The following is a 16,117-nucleotide window of genomic DNA, read 5'->3' as shown; positions in this document are numbered from 1 at the left end:
AAGTTCCGGCTGGCCCGAAAAACCTGGGCAGGTCACGTGCGTCACCCGAGCAGGCCGTGTTTGGGGCTTTACGCGCTTTCTCTTTGCCCCGCGTGGGAAGTAGCTTGTCGAGTGCCCGCGTCCGGCCAGGCTTTAAATGGGGTAAGTCCCGGGGTAACTAACGGAACGCATCTTGTTGATATTGCCGCTGTGACAACAGGTTACACGGCAAATTCGATGGAGACCCCCGCCTCCAGTCAGTTGTCCAATATAAGAACCGACTTTTATCTGAACGCGTGGAACCTGTCGGTGAGGGCCAAGGGCAGTGGGCTGGCCCGAGACGCAGATTGAAAACTGGATAGATCAGCAGATACCTGCGGCGCAGCGCGTGGTCACAAGCTGATCGTGACTCAAAACAGCGACAATCAGTGGCACTGCGCGCCTTAGTTAGGCGACTTCAGGCACCAAATAGTCCATAGCCTCGGCCAGGTCAACGAGATCGCGTGGGCCGGGACAGCGGATATGCGCGAGGCTATCGCGCAGTTTTTTGGCTAAGCAGCAAACCTTGAATGCCAATTGCGCCTCGGCATCAGCTGCGATCCGCAGGTTCTGCTTGTAAACCAAACCTACGATCCGATTGTATTCAAGATCTTCAATGTCAATTTCATAATCGGGACGATCGCTGCGGTTGTAGAGCTTTTCACCAGTGGACTGCAGGAAGCGCTGAACGGACGGCTTCAATATGCTCATTACAAGCGGGCGACGCAGCTCCAGCCATGGCATCACTGCCTGGATACAGGCCTGCCAGTAGCGACGCTTTAATGCTGTGATGGCTGTATCTTGTTCTGGGCCCGGGTGAGTCGCGAGATATTGATCGTACAGTGCATGCCGGTAGGTCCGGCCGTCAATTTCTGCAACTGCGCCGGCGGACCACTGACCGGCACGCCATCTATGAGTGTCCAAGGCGAGAAGGGCGTCTAGCGGATGTGGCAGATTCAGCAGCGCCTCGAGGGGGAGTGCCATGAGTTGCTCCGCGAGCAACGGGTCGTAGCCGGCAAACTCGGCAATCAGCGCTGGCACTAATGGAATCGTACCCGGTCCAATACGGTCCGTTCGCATATAAACGTATGCCCGCATTTCGCGGTAGCTCAAAGCGCCAGAGAAGACGATATCCTGGACGGAGGAAGCCTTCGGGGTACGTAAATCGTGCAGCGGCTGTCGTGACAGCACGAGCAGTCGTGTGCCGTTCGTGATGTTGTTCGTGGACCGACAAGCCGCTTCGAAGTCTACGAGATACTGTCGACAATTCCGAGACGCGCTGTCACCGCTGTATTCGAGAATCACGGATGACACGCCATTCGATTGTTTTGCCAGGTCAATCGCGTGCATGTGCTTACGCTCGAATACTGTTCCGACCTCCATTGGCACGTTCATGCCATCGTCGATGTGCAGCCGGGCGAGTTTTTCATTGTCGTAATGCACATGCGACAGCGCCATTTCCAGCGCGCTAGTGATTCCCGGGACTGAGTCGTGGGGGATCCGTATAAGCGCCCAGCGACCTTTTGCAAGCGTCCATGCGACCTGCTCTGAAAACGCTTGTGGACTCGGCATCTGCCAATAGATAGCTGTGGAAACGTAAATATTGCTGCCGACTCGGTTCAATGGAGAAGCCTCGCGTAAAGGGAGGGCACGTACCAAGTGCCATCCGTCGTGTCTTGTAGCAAGCCCATCCATTGAAAATAGACGATCATCGCGGGTGTCACGATAGGCTGTACGGCCTTGCACAACTCTTCGAGTTCAAGCGGGTCCCGCTTTTTACCGTGCAGTGCGCGTAAAACGTCTTCAATGCTTCGCAATTCTTCCCTACTAATTGCGGGGGCGATGCCGACGTGCTTGTAGAGCGTTGTTAGATCTGGCGCAAGACGTCTTTCGGCAGCGCTGAGGCTTTCGGTGATCGACTCGATGCTCAGCGACTTCGTAGAGCACAGACGATCCACTTCGACACCGAATCCACACGTGCAATCCAATATTGTCCTAAGGACCTCGCTCTTTTCGCGAATTTCGGCTTTTTCCTGGAGGTCTTTTCGGAAGTAAAGCGCGTCCTCCGTCCACACAGGCGCGGGCACGGGGCGCCAGCCTAATGGGGCGTCAGCCTGGCGGGCGGCCCAGAGCTGCGCCACTTCGTATGCACGCTCGGTGTTACAGAGCAACGCCAGCCGACGCATTTGTCCACGCAGGGTGCCGTCGGCCGCGATAGCCGGTGCTACCGTCGCTGACAGACTGGCATACTGCTGTAGATCGTGAAGCTTCCAGGAACCCTCGGCTACGCAATGGATTCGCCGAACATAATTCGGCTCCCGCGACGCACGAGTCTCCCGCACTAGAATGGTGCGGGCCATCTCAGGGGACGGGTAGAGCTTCACATCGAGCACGTTAGTGGCCGCACCCGCTTCGCCAATCTGCCAGTCGCCCTTTAGCGTGTTTAGCGTCGAGAGGCCAGACAGCGCGTTTCCAACGAGAATAAGTACATCCCGGTCTAATTCCGCTCCTACATTCATGACACTGCGCGTCCAAGCGCTGGCCATCGGAAAGGTATGGTGCTCGCGACCACCTTTGAAAGGGGTGAGAATGCTTCGCATCTCCCCGCGTAGCCGGCCATGGTTCGCTTTCTCCATCGCCAACTCTTCAATCAGTCGATCGATGTCGTCTCTATTGCCAAGCATCGTGGCGATGTTTGGCGTACGCAGCATGTAGCGATTCTGGACTCGCTTTAATACGGTCAGAATCTCCATCTCGTCTAGCAGCGAGTTGTAAGCGTCGGGAAAGGTGTTGCGGAACTGCTCAGGAAAGTAGGTTTCGCAAAGCTCACGTACTTCCGGCACCGTCAGCCCCCGCTCGGTATTGGCGGAGTAGTAGTGGTCTGCGAGTACCAGAGCGATAGCCTTGTACCGCTTGTCTAGATTGAGTGTTGCCACAAACTTCGTTTGGATCTCCCGCAGGAAGGTGCTGTCATTCTCGACCTTATCGAGATCACTCTCATCGATGAATGTGGGTGGCGGTGCGACTTCGCGTTTGTTGTACAGGTGTGCGAGCAAGCTCTTGCAATACAATTGGATAAGGGCGGGATAGAAGTTACATACAGCCATGATTCGATAAGCCAAATCGTCCTTGCCGCTGCCGAAGTAGAATCCCAAGCCAGCGAGAGGCACCGTAATAAGGTCAATACCGCGTTGTATGTCCTCGGCGGACCAAAACGGTTTCAGCGCGATCGCGTCAAACTTACCAAGCGGGGAATTTTCCTCGTTGGCCATGCGAGTTAGATTGTGCAAGCCGGTAATAACGAACCGGATATTGCATTTGCCACGCACTGATTCGCACAGCCGCTGCAATTCGGCAACGAATTGACCGCCCGCAATTAGATCGCGCCCCATAATGTCGTCAGCTTCGTCGATCAACATGTAGAGGCTACGTCGCGAAGCCTGTCCTGTGGCTAGCATCTCTTCCAAGTACTCGCGAATTGCCTTTGCGGACGTCGGCGTCTTGCCAGACGGACGGGGGATAAACTTGCTTTGAACGAGTTTGCGGTAAATAGTGCTCCATGCGACGGATACGTGATCTTCGAGGTCGCTGGTTGCAGCGAACGGGATGTAGATCACTTCCTCGCCGCGATCGGCGCCATTGACAGTAGTGTCATAGTGGAGCTCAGCAAGCAACGACGACTTGCCGAGGCGACGACCTCCATACAGGATGGCGCTACTCTTCACGTTCCTCAGCTTATTACGCTCCTGACGCCGCCCGAAGAACATCTCGGTCGGCACGGGTTGAGCCCCATAGTCGTCGTAGGGGCTATCGTGGTAGGTCAGCAGCGCAACGTGAAGCAGTCGCGCGAGACGGTCCTTGGGGTGTAAGGCAACATAGGCGAGCAGTTCATCATCAAGGATGAGTACCGGATTGTCACGACAGATAGCTGCGCGCTTTTCCAAAGGCATCGGATTCTTTGTCAGGACGAGCGTTGGCGTAGAGTGGCATCGGTCTTCGATCAGCTGACTTATCGCCGCGTCCGTCATGTTGCCGCGCAAAAGAATGCCTTGCACCGGCCGTTTCTGCGAACCTAGACTGGGTGGTATGAACAAGCCCGGGTGCGTGCGTTCCATGCCGGCGAAGGGCCCATCCGGCAGGAAGAAGTCGATGATCTTTTGTTCTGTGCGCGAAATTGGCGCTACCGTGATCTCGACATCCAGCACGGCGAACAGCCGTTTTAATGCTTCCTCAGTCTCTCGTGGATTTCCGGACGTAGTCAGCGAGATCCATGTCTGAACCAGATGCAGCCCTTCGATGCGCTCGTCAGAGCTCAAAGCGCCGATCCACGCTGGGTCCTCCTGTGAATGCTCGGTATGTAGGCGCCGCTCGACAGACTCAATGAGTGGGCGGCTGGCTGAGATCGTGGAGCGAACGGTGCGAATAAATCCGACGTATTCTGTAGCGTTCGCGTCGCTTGCCGCGCGCGCCGGCGGCAACGCGCCATCGCGTAACAAGGAGAGCATGTCCGCGGCAGTGCGGATGCTGGACGCGGACCGGTCGGAAACAAGGTGAAAGATGCGATCTATGTCGCTTCGGCCTATGGTGTCCTTATGCGTCTCGTAAAATTCCTCGGCCTCCTGCCGCAGTTTGAACACGCTTTGCTCGAGCGTTGCGTCCAGTTCGTCCCGGACTAGTTCGCGTAGCGCGCCATATGCGTGCGGGAAATCCGGAATGCCATGGACTTCCGCGCCAGGCATGCCAAGTAGGGGTGTAGCACTTAGTAAACGCTCGATCACCTCGCGCATCCGATCAGACTCGCTCTGGCTGAGACCGGCGACCGCAACGGCATGAAGTACGCGTTGACGCTCCTTATGCAGTTCGGCAGTAAGTTCGAGGACGTTACGATTTCGGGCGTCCCCACAAGCCGTGCTGTTTGCGCCTTCCAAGTATTGTTTGTTGATGATTTCGGCGGGCAACATTCGACGCTGCATCAAGTGGAATTCAAAGGCGCGTTGCATCTGTTCCCGTCTCCACGCGCCATCCGTGATTTGGCTCCCAGCATCCTCCAGTATGCGGCTCAACGTTTCGACCTCCTTCATGGCCATCAGCGGGTCGGCTACGGGCGAAAGCGCTCGACCAAGAAAATCCGCTGTCGGTTGAATAGAGGGCGTGAGATCGGAATTCATCGGGAGCTGTAAAAGGAGCAGCTGCTCCCGGTTTGACAATGCAGGCGCGGCCTCAGCGCAGTCGAACATCGCCTTGATCGTAAAGAGAGCATGAGACGCGAGAGTGCGGTAGAGAATTTCAACCGACTGGCCAAACCCCATTCCACACACAAACTCAACAGCCGTCACGATGTCCCGGTAGAGACCTTGCAGAAACTGGCGTACGTTGGGCGGCACTTCCGCTTGCGGGTTGGCGGCGCGTGCGGCGGCCTCCTGGTATAGCCTGATGAATTCTTCAGTGGTGCGCAGGTTCTTTACGATGTGCGCGCGCGCTTGTCCTTCGATCGGTTGGCGACGGCCAATTTTGCGGCGCAAGTCATCAATGGCGTTAACCGCAGTCGCGAAGCTTTTTTCGGCGTCGGCGATGGCGTCGACCAGTTCGCCGTCGGCTCCGCGAGCGATTAGAGCGAGGCATCTGCCGACCGGGGTGATCTCATTTTGGAAGAATGCTGCATGTATGGCTCTGTATTCGTGGGTAGTCCAATTGCGGTACAAGTCGCCGTCTTGGTGCCAGTGTCGAGCGCGCTGCCGCATGGCATCCAATTTACGGCTCACCGCATCGCGGATCCCGATCTTTGCAGCAGCGATATCCTCTCGAGTGATGGTAAAACCTTCGAGATTCTCAATGCGCTCGATCAAGGCTTTCAGCGGTAGATAGGGCGTAAAGCGCGGCGCGAGGTATTGAATGAACGTCCAGCGCGCCCCGCTATCGGTCTCCGGAAACAGCATTAGATGGAGGCCGGCAGCGAGCACGGCAAGCGCTATAGCGGGTTGCCCCGCGTATTCTCGGGCGTCCAGCCCTTTCTCTGATGCGATAAGTGAAAGTAGTCGCTGCGTAGCACCGCGATCAGACCGCGCAGGGTCTTGGTCGTTTGGCCGCTGGAGCCGACGGATCTCGCGCAGTGCGGCGCCGATGATTGCCGGGTGATCTCCAAGCATATTCGGCTGCGCAGCGCGCTCCATAGCGTCAGCGTAGATCTCAGCTCCGATGAGCACTTGCTGGTCGACGAGAGTGCTCAGGACGGCAACACGCTGGTCAAGATTGGTGCCGTCGGGGAACTCTGTGCTGCCGGGAGCTCCAGCGGGCGCTTCTTCCGCCAGCTCGGGCGTTCGATCGTTGTCGGATCGCCCAACGAAGGTCTCAGGTAGTGCGTCGCGCGTAGACTCCTTGGCGTCGGCCGCAAGGTTCCGTACCGCGAAAGGCTCAACGAGCAGTTGAACGAGCGCCTCGTCGCCCCGCGGCGGTACGGCCTCGCCGGCGGAGTCGACATCAACAGATGACGGGGCAGAAGGCAGTGTAACGGCGGGTGGGCACGCCAGATGCGGTCGAGGTTCGGGCTCGCGGTCCGGTCCCGCAGGCACCAATGACTCAGCCACGAGCCGGCCGACGTGACCGCCATCTACTAAAGCCGCCATAGGAACCGCAGGATCTAGGGATTCCTGCGGGCCGACTGGCATCACGAATAGCGGAGAATCTGCAACGGCAAGGGCGATCTCGCTATAGGCCGCCTCAAGCGTGCGTTCCGCGACTTCAACGGCACGCTCCCATTTCTTACGGTGACGCGTCGCTTCAAGCGGTTTCATGTTGCGCGTGTCAGCCTTGTCTTCAACAGCCTGCCATTCGTCTTGTGCCTGCTTAGCGGCGGCGATCAGTCCCTGCACGAGTTCGAAGCTCTTTCTCGCGGCTTCAATGTCCCCGGCCGGCTCCGCGGCGACTCTGATCCCACTCTGCTGCAGATCTAGTAAGTCGTTGCAAGCACGTTCGACGAGGGCGCCAGCGTTCGAGAGTAGCTCACTCCAAAGTTCGGCTGATCTCTGCGCCGCCGCCGCCGCTTCTTCCGCAGCCTTGGCCTCGGCTTCGCGCTCGTCAATGAGTTTCTGGTGTTGATCTTCTAAGTCATCTAGAGCTGCGCGCAGCTTCGCCACGGCGTCAGCAAAGTGCGGATCCCCAGGTTTCGGTATGCCGGCCTTTTGCAGGGACGTCATGATCGACGTGTCGTCGGCCCACTCGCAATTCGTTTCAGACAAAGCGCTACTAACCACACCGGGTGCAGGAGTCAGCGCACACTCGACAGCCGAGAAGAGGAGACCAGTTGACGTTTGATTGACGCGCTGGTCTCGGAACACCTGCGCCACAGCAGTATGAACGGCGCTTTTAGGTACGAATGCCATATTCAAAACGTCCCTTGTTGATTCGTGCCGGTGGTTTGTCTGCGGTTCGCTTACCCCGAAGGCTTGAGGCGCCTGTTCGTCGCCGAAGATGTGCTCCGGGCGAGGACCAGGTGCAAAGTGAATTCCACGCTCCAATGCGTCTCGGTTTTTAGTCATCGCGATAGCGCACGCGCAATCACAGAAATAGTGCAAAGCCGCGTGCGTTGCTTGCCCGAGGATAGCCGTGACGTTTTCAACCACGTCGCTGAGGTGCGACTTGTATGGGAATTGAGCCGCGCCGAATACAAGCCACGCCAAAAGGACGTCGTTGTTGCTATCGCAGGCCCAGCGCGTGAGCTTCACAAGGTCGATGCGACGGCGCGCAGTTTCCACTCCATCATCGTGTGGATGACTTTCGCAATAATCATCCCAGCCGTTGTTGATCGCGCGAAATAGGGTGGTGCGAGGAAATAGTGGCGATCCATCTAGGCTTATGCCCCCCTGCGGGATGTTGAGACGGTTCATCACCCACTTTGGGATCTGGCCAAGCGTCGGACATGCACCGGCGACCCAGCGCCATTCCTTCGAATTGCGCCAAAAACGCCCCAAAGTCGCTTTGTCGATCGGGGGGCGGCCATCGAAAATCGACCCTTGCGTAACGAAGTAGGGTACGGGCACGTAGACGCGGCACTGGCCTGTCAGCATGCTGTTGTATAGCTTGCGTCGCGCGAATGCCGCGTCCTTTTTGTAGAGCAAAATGTCAGTTTTAGCGAGTTCCTTCGCGCGCCCTAGCAGATCGCCAGCCTCGACCGTGCCGCAGCCGTCTATCCGATCTGGGAAGCCGGACCCAACGCAGTGCGAGCCAACCGATTCCGCAGGGTCGGGCAGTGGCGAAGAAACCGCACTTGTCGAAGAATTGAGTGTTTGCTCGAACTTCAGACTAACCTGCTCCGCATCCAGATCCGCGGCAGCTTCTGGTTCATCATCGATCGCGATAGTTTCCGTATCCGGAAGATCCGAGTCAGGCTCCTCAGCGGCGTCTGATACATCTACAGCGGGACCGCGGTATCGGATGATGTAGTCTTCGACCTTTCGCTTGAAGAAAAGCGGCGCTGGCAACTTGCTATAGTCTTTGTAGTGGGTAAAGCCTATCCGCAGCGCCATAATCGCTATGGCGACGTTGTCCGGTGACACGTCACTTGGGCAATGCATTACCGTGACTTCGAGCGGGGCCGGCAGAGCCGCGTCAATTCTGCTCGGCTGCATCCATACCCTGCGGTACAACTCGTCCGCGACCTTCCTCATCCGGGGCATTACGCGATAGCATGACTGGCCCCTCGGTAGTTGGACGGTGCTGCGGTAACCCATGGTCATGATGTAATGACCACACGACGACTGCATAGCGCCTGCTCCAGCCGGGTCAATAGAAACAATCGCCTTGGTCGTCGTGGTATAGGTGTGTGGGTATATCTCTACGCCTCGTTCCGGCCCTTCAATTTCTTGGCTGCCCGATTCGCCGAGAAAGAGTTCCTGGTAGATGGTGGTTGTCTTCGCCCGCAAATTGATCGATCCGTCACCGTGGCGCACTCGCACAAGCGTCATCTTTGGGCATGCGCTGGCGATATCGATCCGATCAATCATCGGACGTCCCGTGGTCGTTAGATCTGCATCTGAGAGATTGGGCCACAATCCGCGAACGGTTTGCCAATCTATCAATACGACCGCTCGCGGGTCGTCTTTGTGTATCTCCCCTAAGAAATCGCGGGTCTGTCGTGCAAAGTTATCCCGGAGCCAGTTCTTTTCTGGATCTATGTCGCGTTGGGACGCGAGCCACTGCAACCCCTCACGCATGGGCATCCACGCTGATTTCGTGAGCTTACGTTTCGTCGAGTACACAAACCGCACGTCGGTTGCGGTAACGCGGTCGCCATTAGGCTTGCTAATGCCAATGGGTAGCCGCGTGTAAAGAATGAATTCAACAGAGCTTTCGCCGGAGAATGCGCGCGCGCGTGAGCGCACGACTTGAATGCCATAAACAGCATTGGGCATTGCCTCGCCAAAGTGTGCTTCGAACTCATTCCGCACGCCGTAGAGCAGGCCGGAATGGGCAAAGAAAACATCCAGCAAAGCACTTTGCAAACGATGAACGAAGTGTTGCTGCGAGTCGGCGATGTTGCCCGCGCCAATCGGCAGCACGTGGTGAACGTTGGCTTTGCCGATGGCGCACATCGCATGCATACCAGCGAAGTAATTCACTGGGTCTTCGAATTTTCCCGCGATCTTGTCAGGAGCGCAGATGAGCACGTATCGAGGCTCACGACTGCTCGCTACCTCCAGTGCGGCCTCTTGCCAGCTTTTCACGCGCTCTTCAAAGCGCAATCGCCCAGATTTGTCGGCTCCTGGAAGATTAGCCTTTAGACCGTGGCTATCCGTCGGCAACAGCTCCGCCCTGAGGTCGACGGAGTCACCGAACATGCCCACTACCGTACTCTCGATGAGTCGCTTTTCGTCTTCAGTGCTGCAAAAGCTCCAAAGAACGGGCCTCACGCCATCGTAGATAAGTTGAATCAGCGCGACGTTCTCTTCGCGGTGCGCCTTTATCCGGGGATTCGCGTCCGGCTCGTCTTCCTCAGGCTCATCGTGGAAGAGAGGATCGCCCGCCACGATGCCGAGGTCTTGGAGTTTGAGCATTGCGATCCTGTTTGGCTCACGCTTTTCGACCGCTTTACTACGTCGCGGAATGAGCACAGGACGAAAATCGATATCTTGATCGACCACGCCTGCGCTCTTGAGCAGACCGAGGGTCTTCTCGCGCAGTTCGGCTTCGTCGTTTTCAAACACAGTCCGCGGAGACACTCGGCTGAATAAGGTGGTGAGTTCTGGCAGTCCGGCCCACCACTGCCCTTGACCGGGCACGCGCCTCGCCACGGCGTCTGCTAATTTGCTGGGCAACTGACTCTGAGACTCGTATAGCCAAACGGCGTATTCATCACCAAATTGCCAGCCATCCGTCTTGTTGCGAAAAACGGGAATGGCCGCTATGCGCCCGTCGGGGGTCATCACATATCCACTCACACGCCCAACATTGCTGTAGCGGATGCTCGGCACTCGTGCCGACCAAACGCGCTTCGACATGGCAATGCGGAGGTACAATCTTGTGTCGTAGGGGACCGTGATTGCGGAGAGCTTTGCGACCAGCGAAAAGACTGCGTTTTGGCCGGCAGTTCTAGCGGGAGCCGTCATCAGTTCGACTGAATTGCTGTCAGGCTCGGTGTCGAGAACTATTTCACACGGGCCAAAGCCGGCAAAAAGCTCGGCTCCAACAAGACGATCGGCAACGCGCTGAATAATGAGTTGGTAGTCGTAGGCCTTATTGCGACCACTGCTCGCCGGAATGCGGCGTTCTGGAACGATCTTGATGTTTATTGGGGCGATCGCATTCCGAATGCGCTTTACGATCGCTTCGGCATGGAATTGTTCAGCCCAGCGGTCTAGCGTATTGACGCCCCATGCATGAAGCGCATCCAAAATGCCTTGCACCAGTATCGTCTTCTGCTCGGTGTCGGCGATACTGCCGTATAGCAGGAGGGCAGGCTCATTTCGAGCAGCCTCGTCCAAGCCGAGATTCCTATCGACGCGAATCAGAGACTTCACGCGAGCGGCTAGCGTGGCCCGCAGGCTTCGGACCGGCAACAGAAAGCCGCGCTCATCTTTGGTGTTTTTGGCGACCGCGGCAAGGTCGCGCAGGGACTGGAGCAGTTCTCCGGTGAAGTGAATGTTTAAGGTGTCGACAGGCTCGTGTAGCCAGGGCTGACAGAATGTCACGCCGCAGAGTACGAGGCTCTTACGATCTTTCTTGATACCGTCCTTGAGCGTCGTACCACTAATACGCGTCCAGCATTTATCGCCGTCATCGATGGCATGCATCAGCTCACCAGTCCTTCAATGTTGTTCATCGGAATCGAGAACGACGTATAAAGATTTTGGTAACACTCGCGCCTAGACTGATCGGCGTGGTTTAAGCATTCCGCTAAGATCTCCCGGATCATTACCAACATAGAGCTCTGGGCTGTGTCAGGAAGTCCATGCGCAGAGTTCGGCGCCCAGGCGGCGTCGATGAAATATACGTACGCAGGGCAGTCGCCTCGCATCGCGCGGCCGATTGTCTGCAAGATCATGATCATTTGGTCGGCCACGAAGGGCTTCGCATAACTTCCCAGTGCGCCCATGGCGAGCGGAAGTCGCAGCAAGCGACGGATTTCTCGAGAACGTGAGTGTCGATGCGTCGAGAGCGCCTGCAGTGCCTCGTCGGTGGTATGAAACGTCTGCCCGTCAAAATCCTCAGAAGCTCGTCCGATGATGCCTTGCATCAACTGCAGACTCTCCGAGCGCGGGTGTGGACGCGTTAGAAAGAACAGAGATCCAATCATCGCTTTGTCGATGCGCGGTCCAAATCGATAGACGATATTCACGCCGCGACCTATCGCGTTCATGGGGAACAAGAGCAGATCCCACTTCGGGTCCTCACCGAGGCGCTCGATTTCCGATGCCGTGATTGCGAATTCAGCAATTGCGGCGCTGGGCGCGGCACGCACGAGGTACCGAACGCGGCCGCGCCACTCGGGGTGGTTGTCCTGGATGTATGAAAAGAGCATCTCACATTGGTCGTAACTATTTAGGACGAATGCCGCCTTGCGGCCGACACCATCCACCACATCATGAGAGTTCAGTGCGCTCTCCACATCGCTCATCGCGCCACCGCGCAGCAATTCCTCTGCCATCGTTCGCAGCATTCGCTCGCGTTGGCTCATCTTTGCACCACTGAAGCGCAGGAAATGCCCGTCCGGTCCTTTAAGTGGCTTGAATGTGTACTTGGAGGCAGTCCAACCCGAGCCGGCGTTTGGGCGGTGCAGGACGTAATGCGGTCCAGCTGACACATGAAAGCTCGGACTCGCCTCGAGCATTGAGGTGGCGCTGGTGTAAAGGACCGCAGGGCCTTCGCCGTCCTCGACACCGAGGGCGTTCATACGTTCGGGCAGCAGGCGTGGGGTACCAACGAAGCTGATGTGGGTAATCTCCACGTTACCCTCTTCGCTGATCGTGTAGCGCACTCCGCTTAATCGGCCAACCAGTGCCTCCGAAACGAGGCCAAGCATGTCCTTCGACGGGCGGGACTCGAATACATCATCACCAACGAGCCCCTGCGCGTTGAGGAGCCGGAGGTGCGGCGCTAGTCCGAAGTGCTGCAGCACGAGAAGCGAGACAGTTGCAAGCAGGCTTACGTGCTCGAAGAAAGCGTTAGCGTCGTGCTCAGACTCAAGCTTTAGTAGCGACTTGGCGTCGTGCCTCAGCACGTTTGAGAGCGCAAGCAGGTGCATTTTGTCTGCCGTCGCATCCCATCGCTCGAGATTTTGAAAGACCGTTTGGTAAAGAGCTCGTAGCTGATCCTCTGGTACATTCACGTCAAGCGCGGCGTCCAAAATCGCGCGATGGATGTCGGTAGGGTTTTCGTCCGGGTCCTGTTCGTATTCATCTATGTCCTGCGTGGCTGGCACGTTACGGAACGCAACTTCTTTCGCCGCCAAATCCCATATCTTTTCGAGCGCGTCGCGCGCCTTGCTTTTTACGTTGTCTAGACCCTCTGGGTCGCCGACATGATAGAGATCAGCGATTAGGGAAACCGTCGTCATCATCTTGTTCTTGTAAGCTTCGTGCAGTGGCTTCGACAGATGCTTTACGCAGGACATGAGCCGATCAGTGGCCCGGCCGAACCGTCCGGTCATCTCCAGCATGTGCGGCATCATGGCTTGTGAGACGAAGGCGTTACTGCCTCGCGCTACCGCGCCGTGGAAGTCTTGTATGAGGTGACTCCAGACCGAATCGTGACTGCCAGAGAGTTTCATCATGGGCGTGCCGCGAGCATCGAGCATATTCTGCGCGCCGTCACATTCGTCAATGATCAGCACATCGAATGTCCGCGCGAGGTATTCGAAGTGCTGTAAGCGGTGGTCGCTGAAGAGATTCGTGACCGCGCGATCCATAGACAATACGTGACCGACCCAGAGAGGCATGCTTATGAGCGCGCGTTCGGAATACTGTCGGCCGCATACGGATGCGAGTGCGCAATGCTTATAACGCCGGCCCTGTGATTCGCGCTGCTCGAGTTGTTCGCACGGCGGACGGCTATGAGGAAAGGCTTCTTCCTCATCAGAGGCGAAGCCCGCCAATGCGCAGTTCGTGGCAAAGAAGGGTGCTGTTGAACGAGTAACGCCTAGTCCCAGGCTCTTCGACGACAAAGACGCGCTGAAATTGGCTACGTGACGCGTGCGCGAAGCCTCACTCTGGCCGAAAAGGAGCGCCGCGGGAATGTCGTAGAGACTGAGCGTCTCGGCGAACCGAGTTGACACCTCAATGGAAGGGAACAGAAAGCACGCGCGGTAACCGCGCTGCGCAAAGTAAGCGCCGAGTAAGTACAACAGCGTGGTCTTGCCTGCGCCGGGCAAGCCGATGAGATGTTTGATGCCGCTGAGATTTAGTATGTCCGTGGATTGCAGGCCATTCTGCGTGGCTTCTTTGAGAATCGCGGTGGAGTTGCCTTTACTATCGTAAAGTCGGTTGTACCACCTCCGCTCGTCTGGCTGTTGGCGGCCACCGTCCACGTCGAGGTTGTCGAACTGATCTGCAATGCTGACCAAGTCCGCCCAGTTAATAGGTGGCACGGCCCGCGGTTTCCGCGCGAGGTCATAGGTAGGTGGTGGGAGCGGCGTGAAGCCGAGCGGCTCCACGTCGGCCCGGAAGCCGGAGCTCTTGACTGTTGCGCTTGCCCTGCGCAGAGGATCATGCGGCGGACGGCGCTTCCACTCGCGTGGTGGTAGGCGCCCCGTGAGCATCTGCACGGCCTGTGACACATCCTTAGGCATGATGCGTCCCCAGCGCCGAGTGACGTTCAATCTCTCGTCTATCTGGAACCGTGCCTCGAATGTGTCGACGTCATCATTGGGCGGGCGTCCTCTTTCGTTAACGCGTACAGGCCCTGAAGTGCTACGGCGCTGCTCCAAACGCCGTTCGTGGTGATTGTTGTATTGGTCCACCATCAGCCGAAGCTCACGTAGAGTCGCGGGAGCATGTCCAGCAGCCCGCAAGTTCTTGAGCGCACGAGCCGCAGCGATCGGCAGCGTGTTGATCACACTTGCGAAACCTGCGGCAAGTGATGGCATGTCACGCAGGTGATTGACTTGCAAGATTTCAGTGGCGATTACGCATACATAGTTCAACGCGTTTGCGCCGTGATATGGTTTCAGTGCCTCACGCATGGCGTATTTCCTTCAGTACTTGAGCCGCCGTAAGGCAGCGCACGTCGCTATTCGTAAGCCGTGCTTTGAGGCGATCCATATAAGCGGGCACCCGCTTTGTTAAGCGGTCGGGGATAACGAGCCACTTCTTCCGGTAGTAAAGTAATCCGCCGGCGCTACGCGATATTCGGGCCGCAAGCAATTCGGGCGACGCGTAGGCTTTCAAGTCCATGCCCACGTCACCTACCTCGATGTCTACCCGATCCATGCTGGGGTAGAGTGCTGGGTTGTGCGATGCTTGCTTAAGAGCGTCGAATAGGCTGATTTCATCAACTCCAGGTTCCTGCCAGTACTGGCGCAGGCCGCGTCCCAGTCGCAACGCCTTGCTGCCGTGAATACGCGCGCCGGGCAACTCAGCGTGGGTTTCGGAGCAAGCGTTGGTTCGGCACTTAAGTGCGGCAACACCATGTCCCATTGAGTTGCCGCAATGCGCGCACAGTTGCACATCCTCACCAATCAGCCAGTGCTCCGGCACCGGCTCGTAAAACGTTTGCGTAAGAAACTGTCCGACTGATACATGCAGTCGACGTGTGAGCTCGTTTAGCTTTTCGGATGTCGTGATGGGATTGCGCACGACGAATTCGCGCACCAGGGTGTAATGCTCTTCTGCCGTGGCTCTTGAGTTCTTCGTAAGAAGCAACTCTTTGAAACGCCCGAAGATCATTTCTTCGAGACCAGCTGATACCCCGCCGAAGTTGCGCGCGAGTTCGTCGGCCTCTCGCGTAGGAACGCCTTCTTCCGCGTCAAGCAGCACAATCTGGCTCAACTGCTCTGAGTAGATATCCGGCAGGCTAAGCCATCCACCGAGAGCTTGCGTGCAATGCCAGAGCAACTCGTGAATCTCTGAGCCGATATCAGATTGACCCTGCGAAAGGCGGGCGCGAGAGACGAGTGCCATGGCGCGCCGGTCTTCGCTCGTGAGCCCCGATGTCGTGCCAGGTGTGCGGTCTAGGCCTGAGATCCCGCGCCGTTCGAGTACGGCAATCCGAGATTGCCGCACGACAAGCGCGGCCAGCGCCTGAACAATGACGGTCGCCGGGACGTCTTTTGGGTCAGAAACATCGGGTATGGCTGCGGAGTCGGCCTTCGGCTGAACGCGATGCTCGATGGCGGCCCGCAATGCCTTAGGCATCACCCGGTAGTCGGCGGACGTCTCGGGCATCCGATACGTCTTAAGGGCCCGCGGCTCGATCTGGAAGAGGTTGGCGAACTGATCCCAGGTAAGGCTGGGAATGGTCTGCTGAAGCCTGCGCTTAGCGTCCGTGAGGAACGCCTTCTGCGTGGAAGACATAACCGACCCTCCTGACCCCACTTCTTTCGTCTCAGTGTATCGGGTGCGTACCAAAGACTCAAATTGCCGGGATGTCGATGTACGCAGTGAGAGAGGGC

Annotated in this window: 4 protein-coding genes; all 4 read right to left on the bottom strand. The window is 57.3% G+C overall.

From position 1 onward, the window contains the following. Positions 1–426: 426 nt before the first annotated feature. From VHP37_32405 to VHP37_32390, 4 genes are read right to left on the bottom strand one after another with little or no spacing between them, the layout of a single operon-like run. Positions 427–1,641 (bottom strand): hypothetical protein, encoded by a 1,215-nt coding sequence (locus tag VHP37_32405; protein ID HEX2831082.1) that lies wholly within the window; start codon positions 1,639–1,641, stop codon positions 427–429. Continuing rightward, a complete protein-coding gene (locus VHP37_32400; GenBank protein HEX2831081.1) occupies positions 1,638–11,303 on the bottom strand; it encodes an RNaseH domain-containing protein in 9,666 nt (3,221 codons plus the stop codon). Before VHP37_32400 ends, VHP37_32405 begins: the two co-directional genes overlap by 4 nt. Beyond that, on the bottom strand, positions 11,303–14,689 hold the full coding sequence (locus tag VHP37_32395) for a hypothetical protein (GenBank protein HEX2831080.1): 3,387 nt from the start codon (positions 14,687–14,689) through the stop codon (positions 11,303–11,305). Before VHP37_32395 ends, VHP37_32400 begins: the two co-directional genes overlap by 1 nt. Further along, positions 14,682–16,019: a hypothetical protein gene (locus VHP37_32390; protein HEX2831079.1), complete on the bottom strand. Its 1,338-nt coding sequence runs from the start codon at positions 16,017–16,019 to the stop codon at positions 14,682–14,684. Before VHP37_32390 ends, VHP37_32395 begins: the two co-directional genes overlap by 8 nt. Positions 16,020–16,117: the final 98 nt, after the last annotated feature.

The organism is Burkholderiales bacterium, assembly GCA_036262035.1.
GTDB lineage: Bacteria > Pseudomonadota > Gammaproteobacteria > Burkholderiales > SG8-41 > JAQGMV01.
This window is presented reverse-complemented; position numbering and strand designations above follow the sequence as displayed.

Excerpts from the sequence above, each read along its gene's own strand:
- VHP37_32400 (HEX2831081.1), bottom strand. The coding sequence starts at position 11,303 with ATGCATGCCATCGATGACGGCGATAAATGCTGGACGCGTATTAGTGGT.
- VHP37_32390 (HEX2831079.1), bottom strand. The coding sequence starts at position 16,019 with ATGTCTTCCACGCAGAAGGCGTTCCTCACGGACGCTAAGCGCAGGCTT.
- VHP37_32395 (HEX2831080.1), bottom strand. The coding sequence starts at position 14,689 with ATGCGTGAGGCACTGAAACCATATCACGGCGCAAACGCGTTGAACTAT.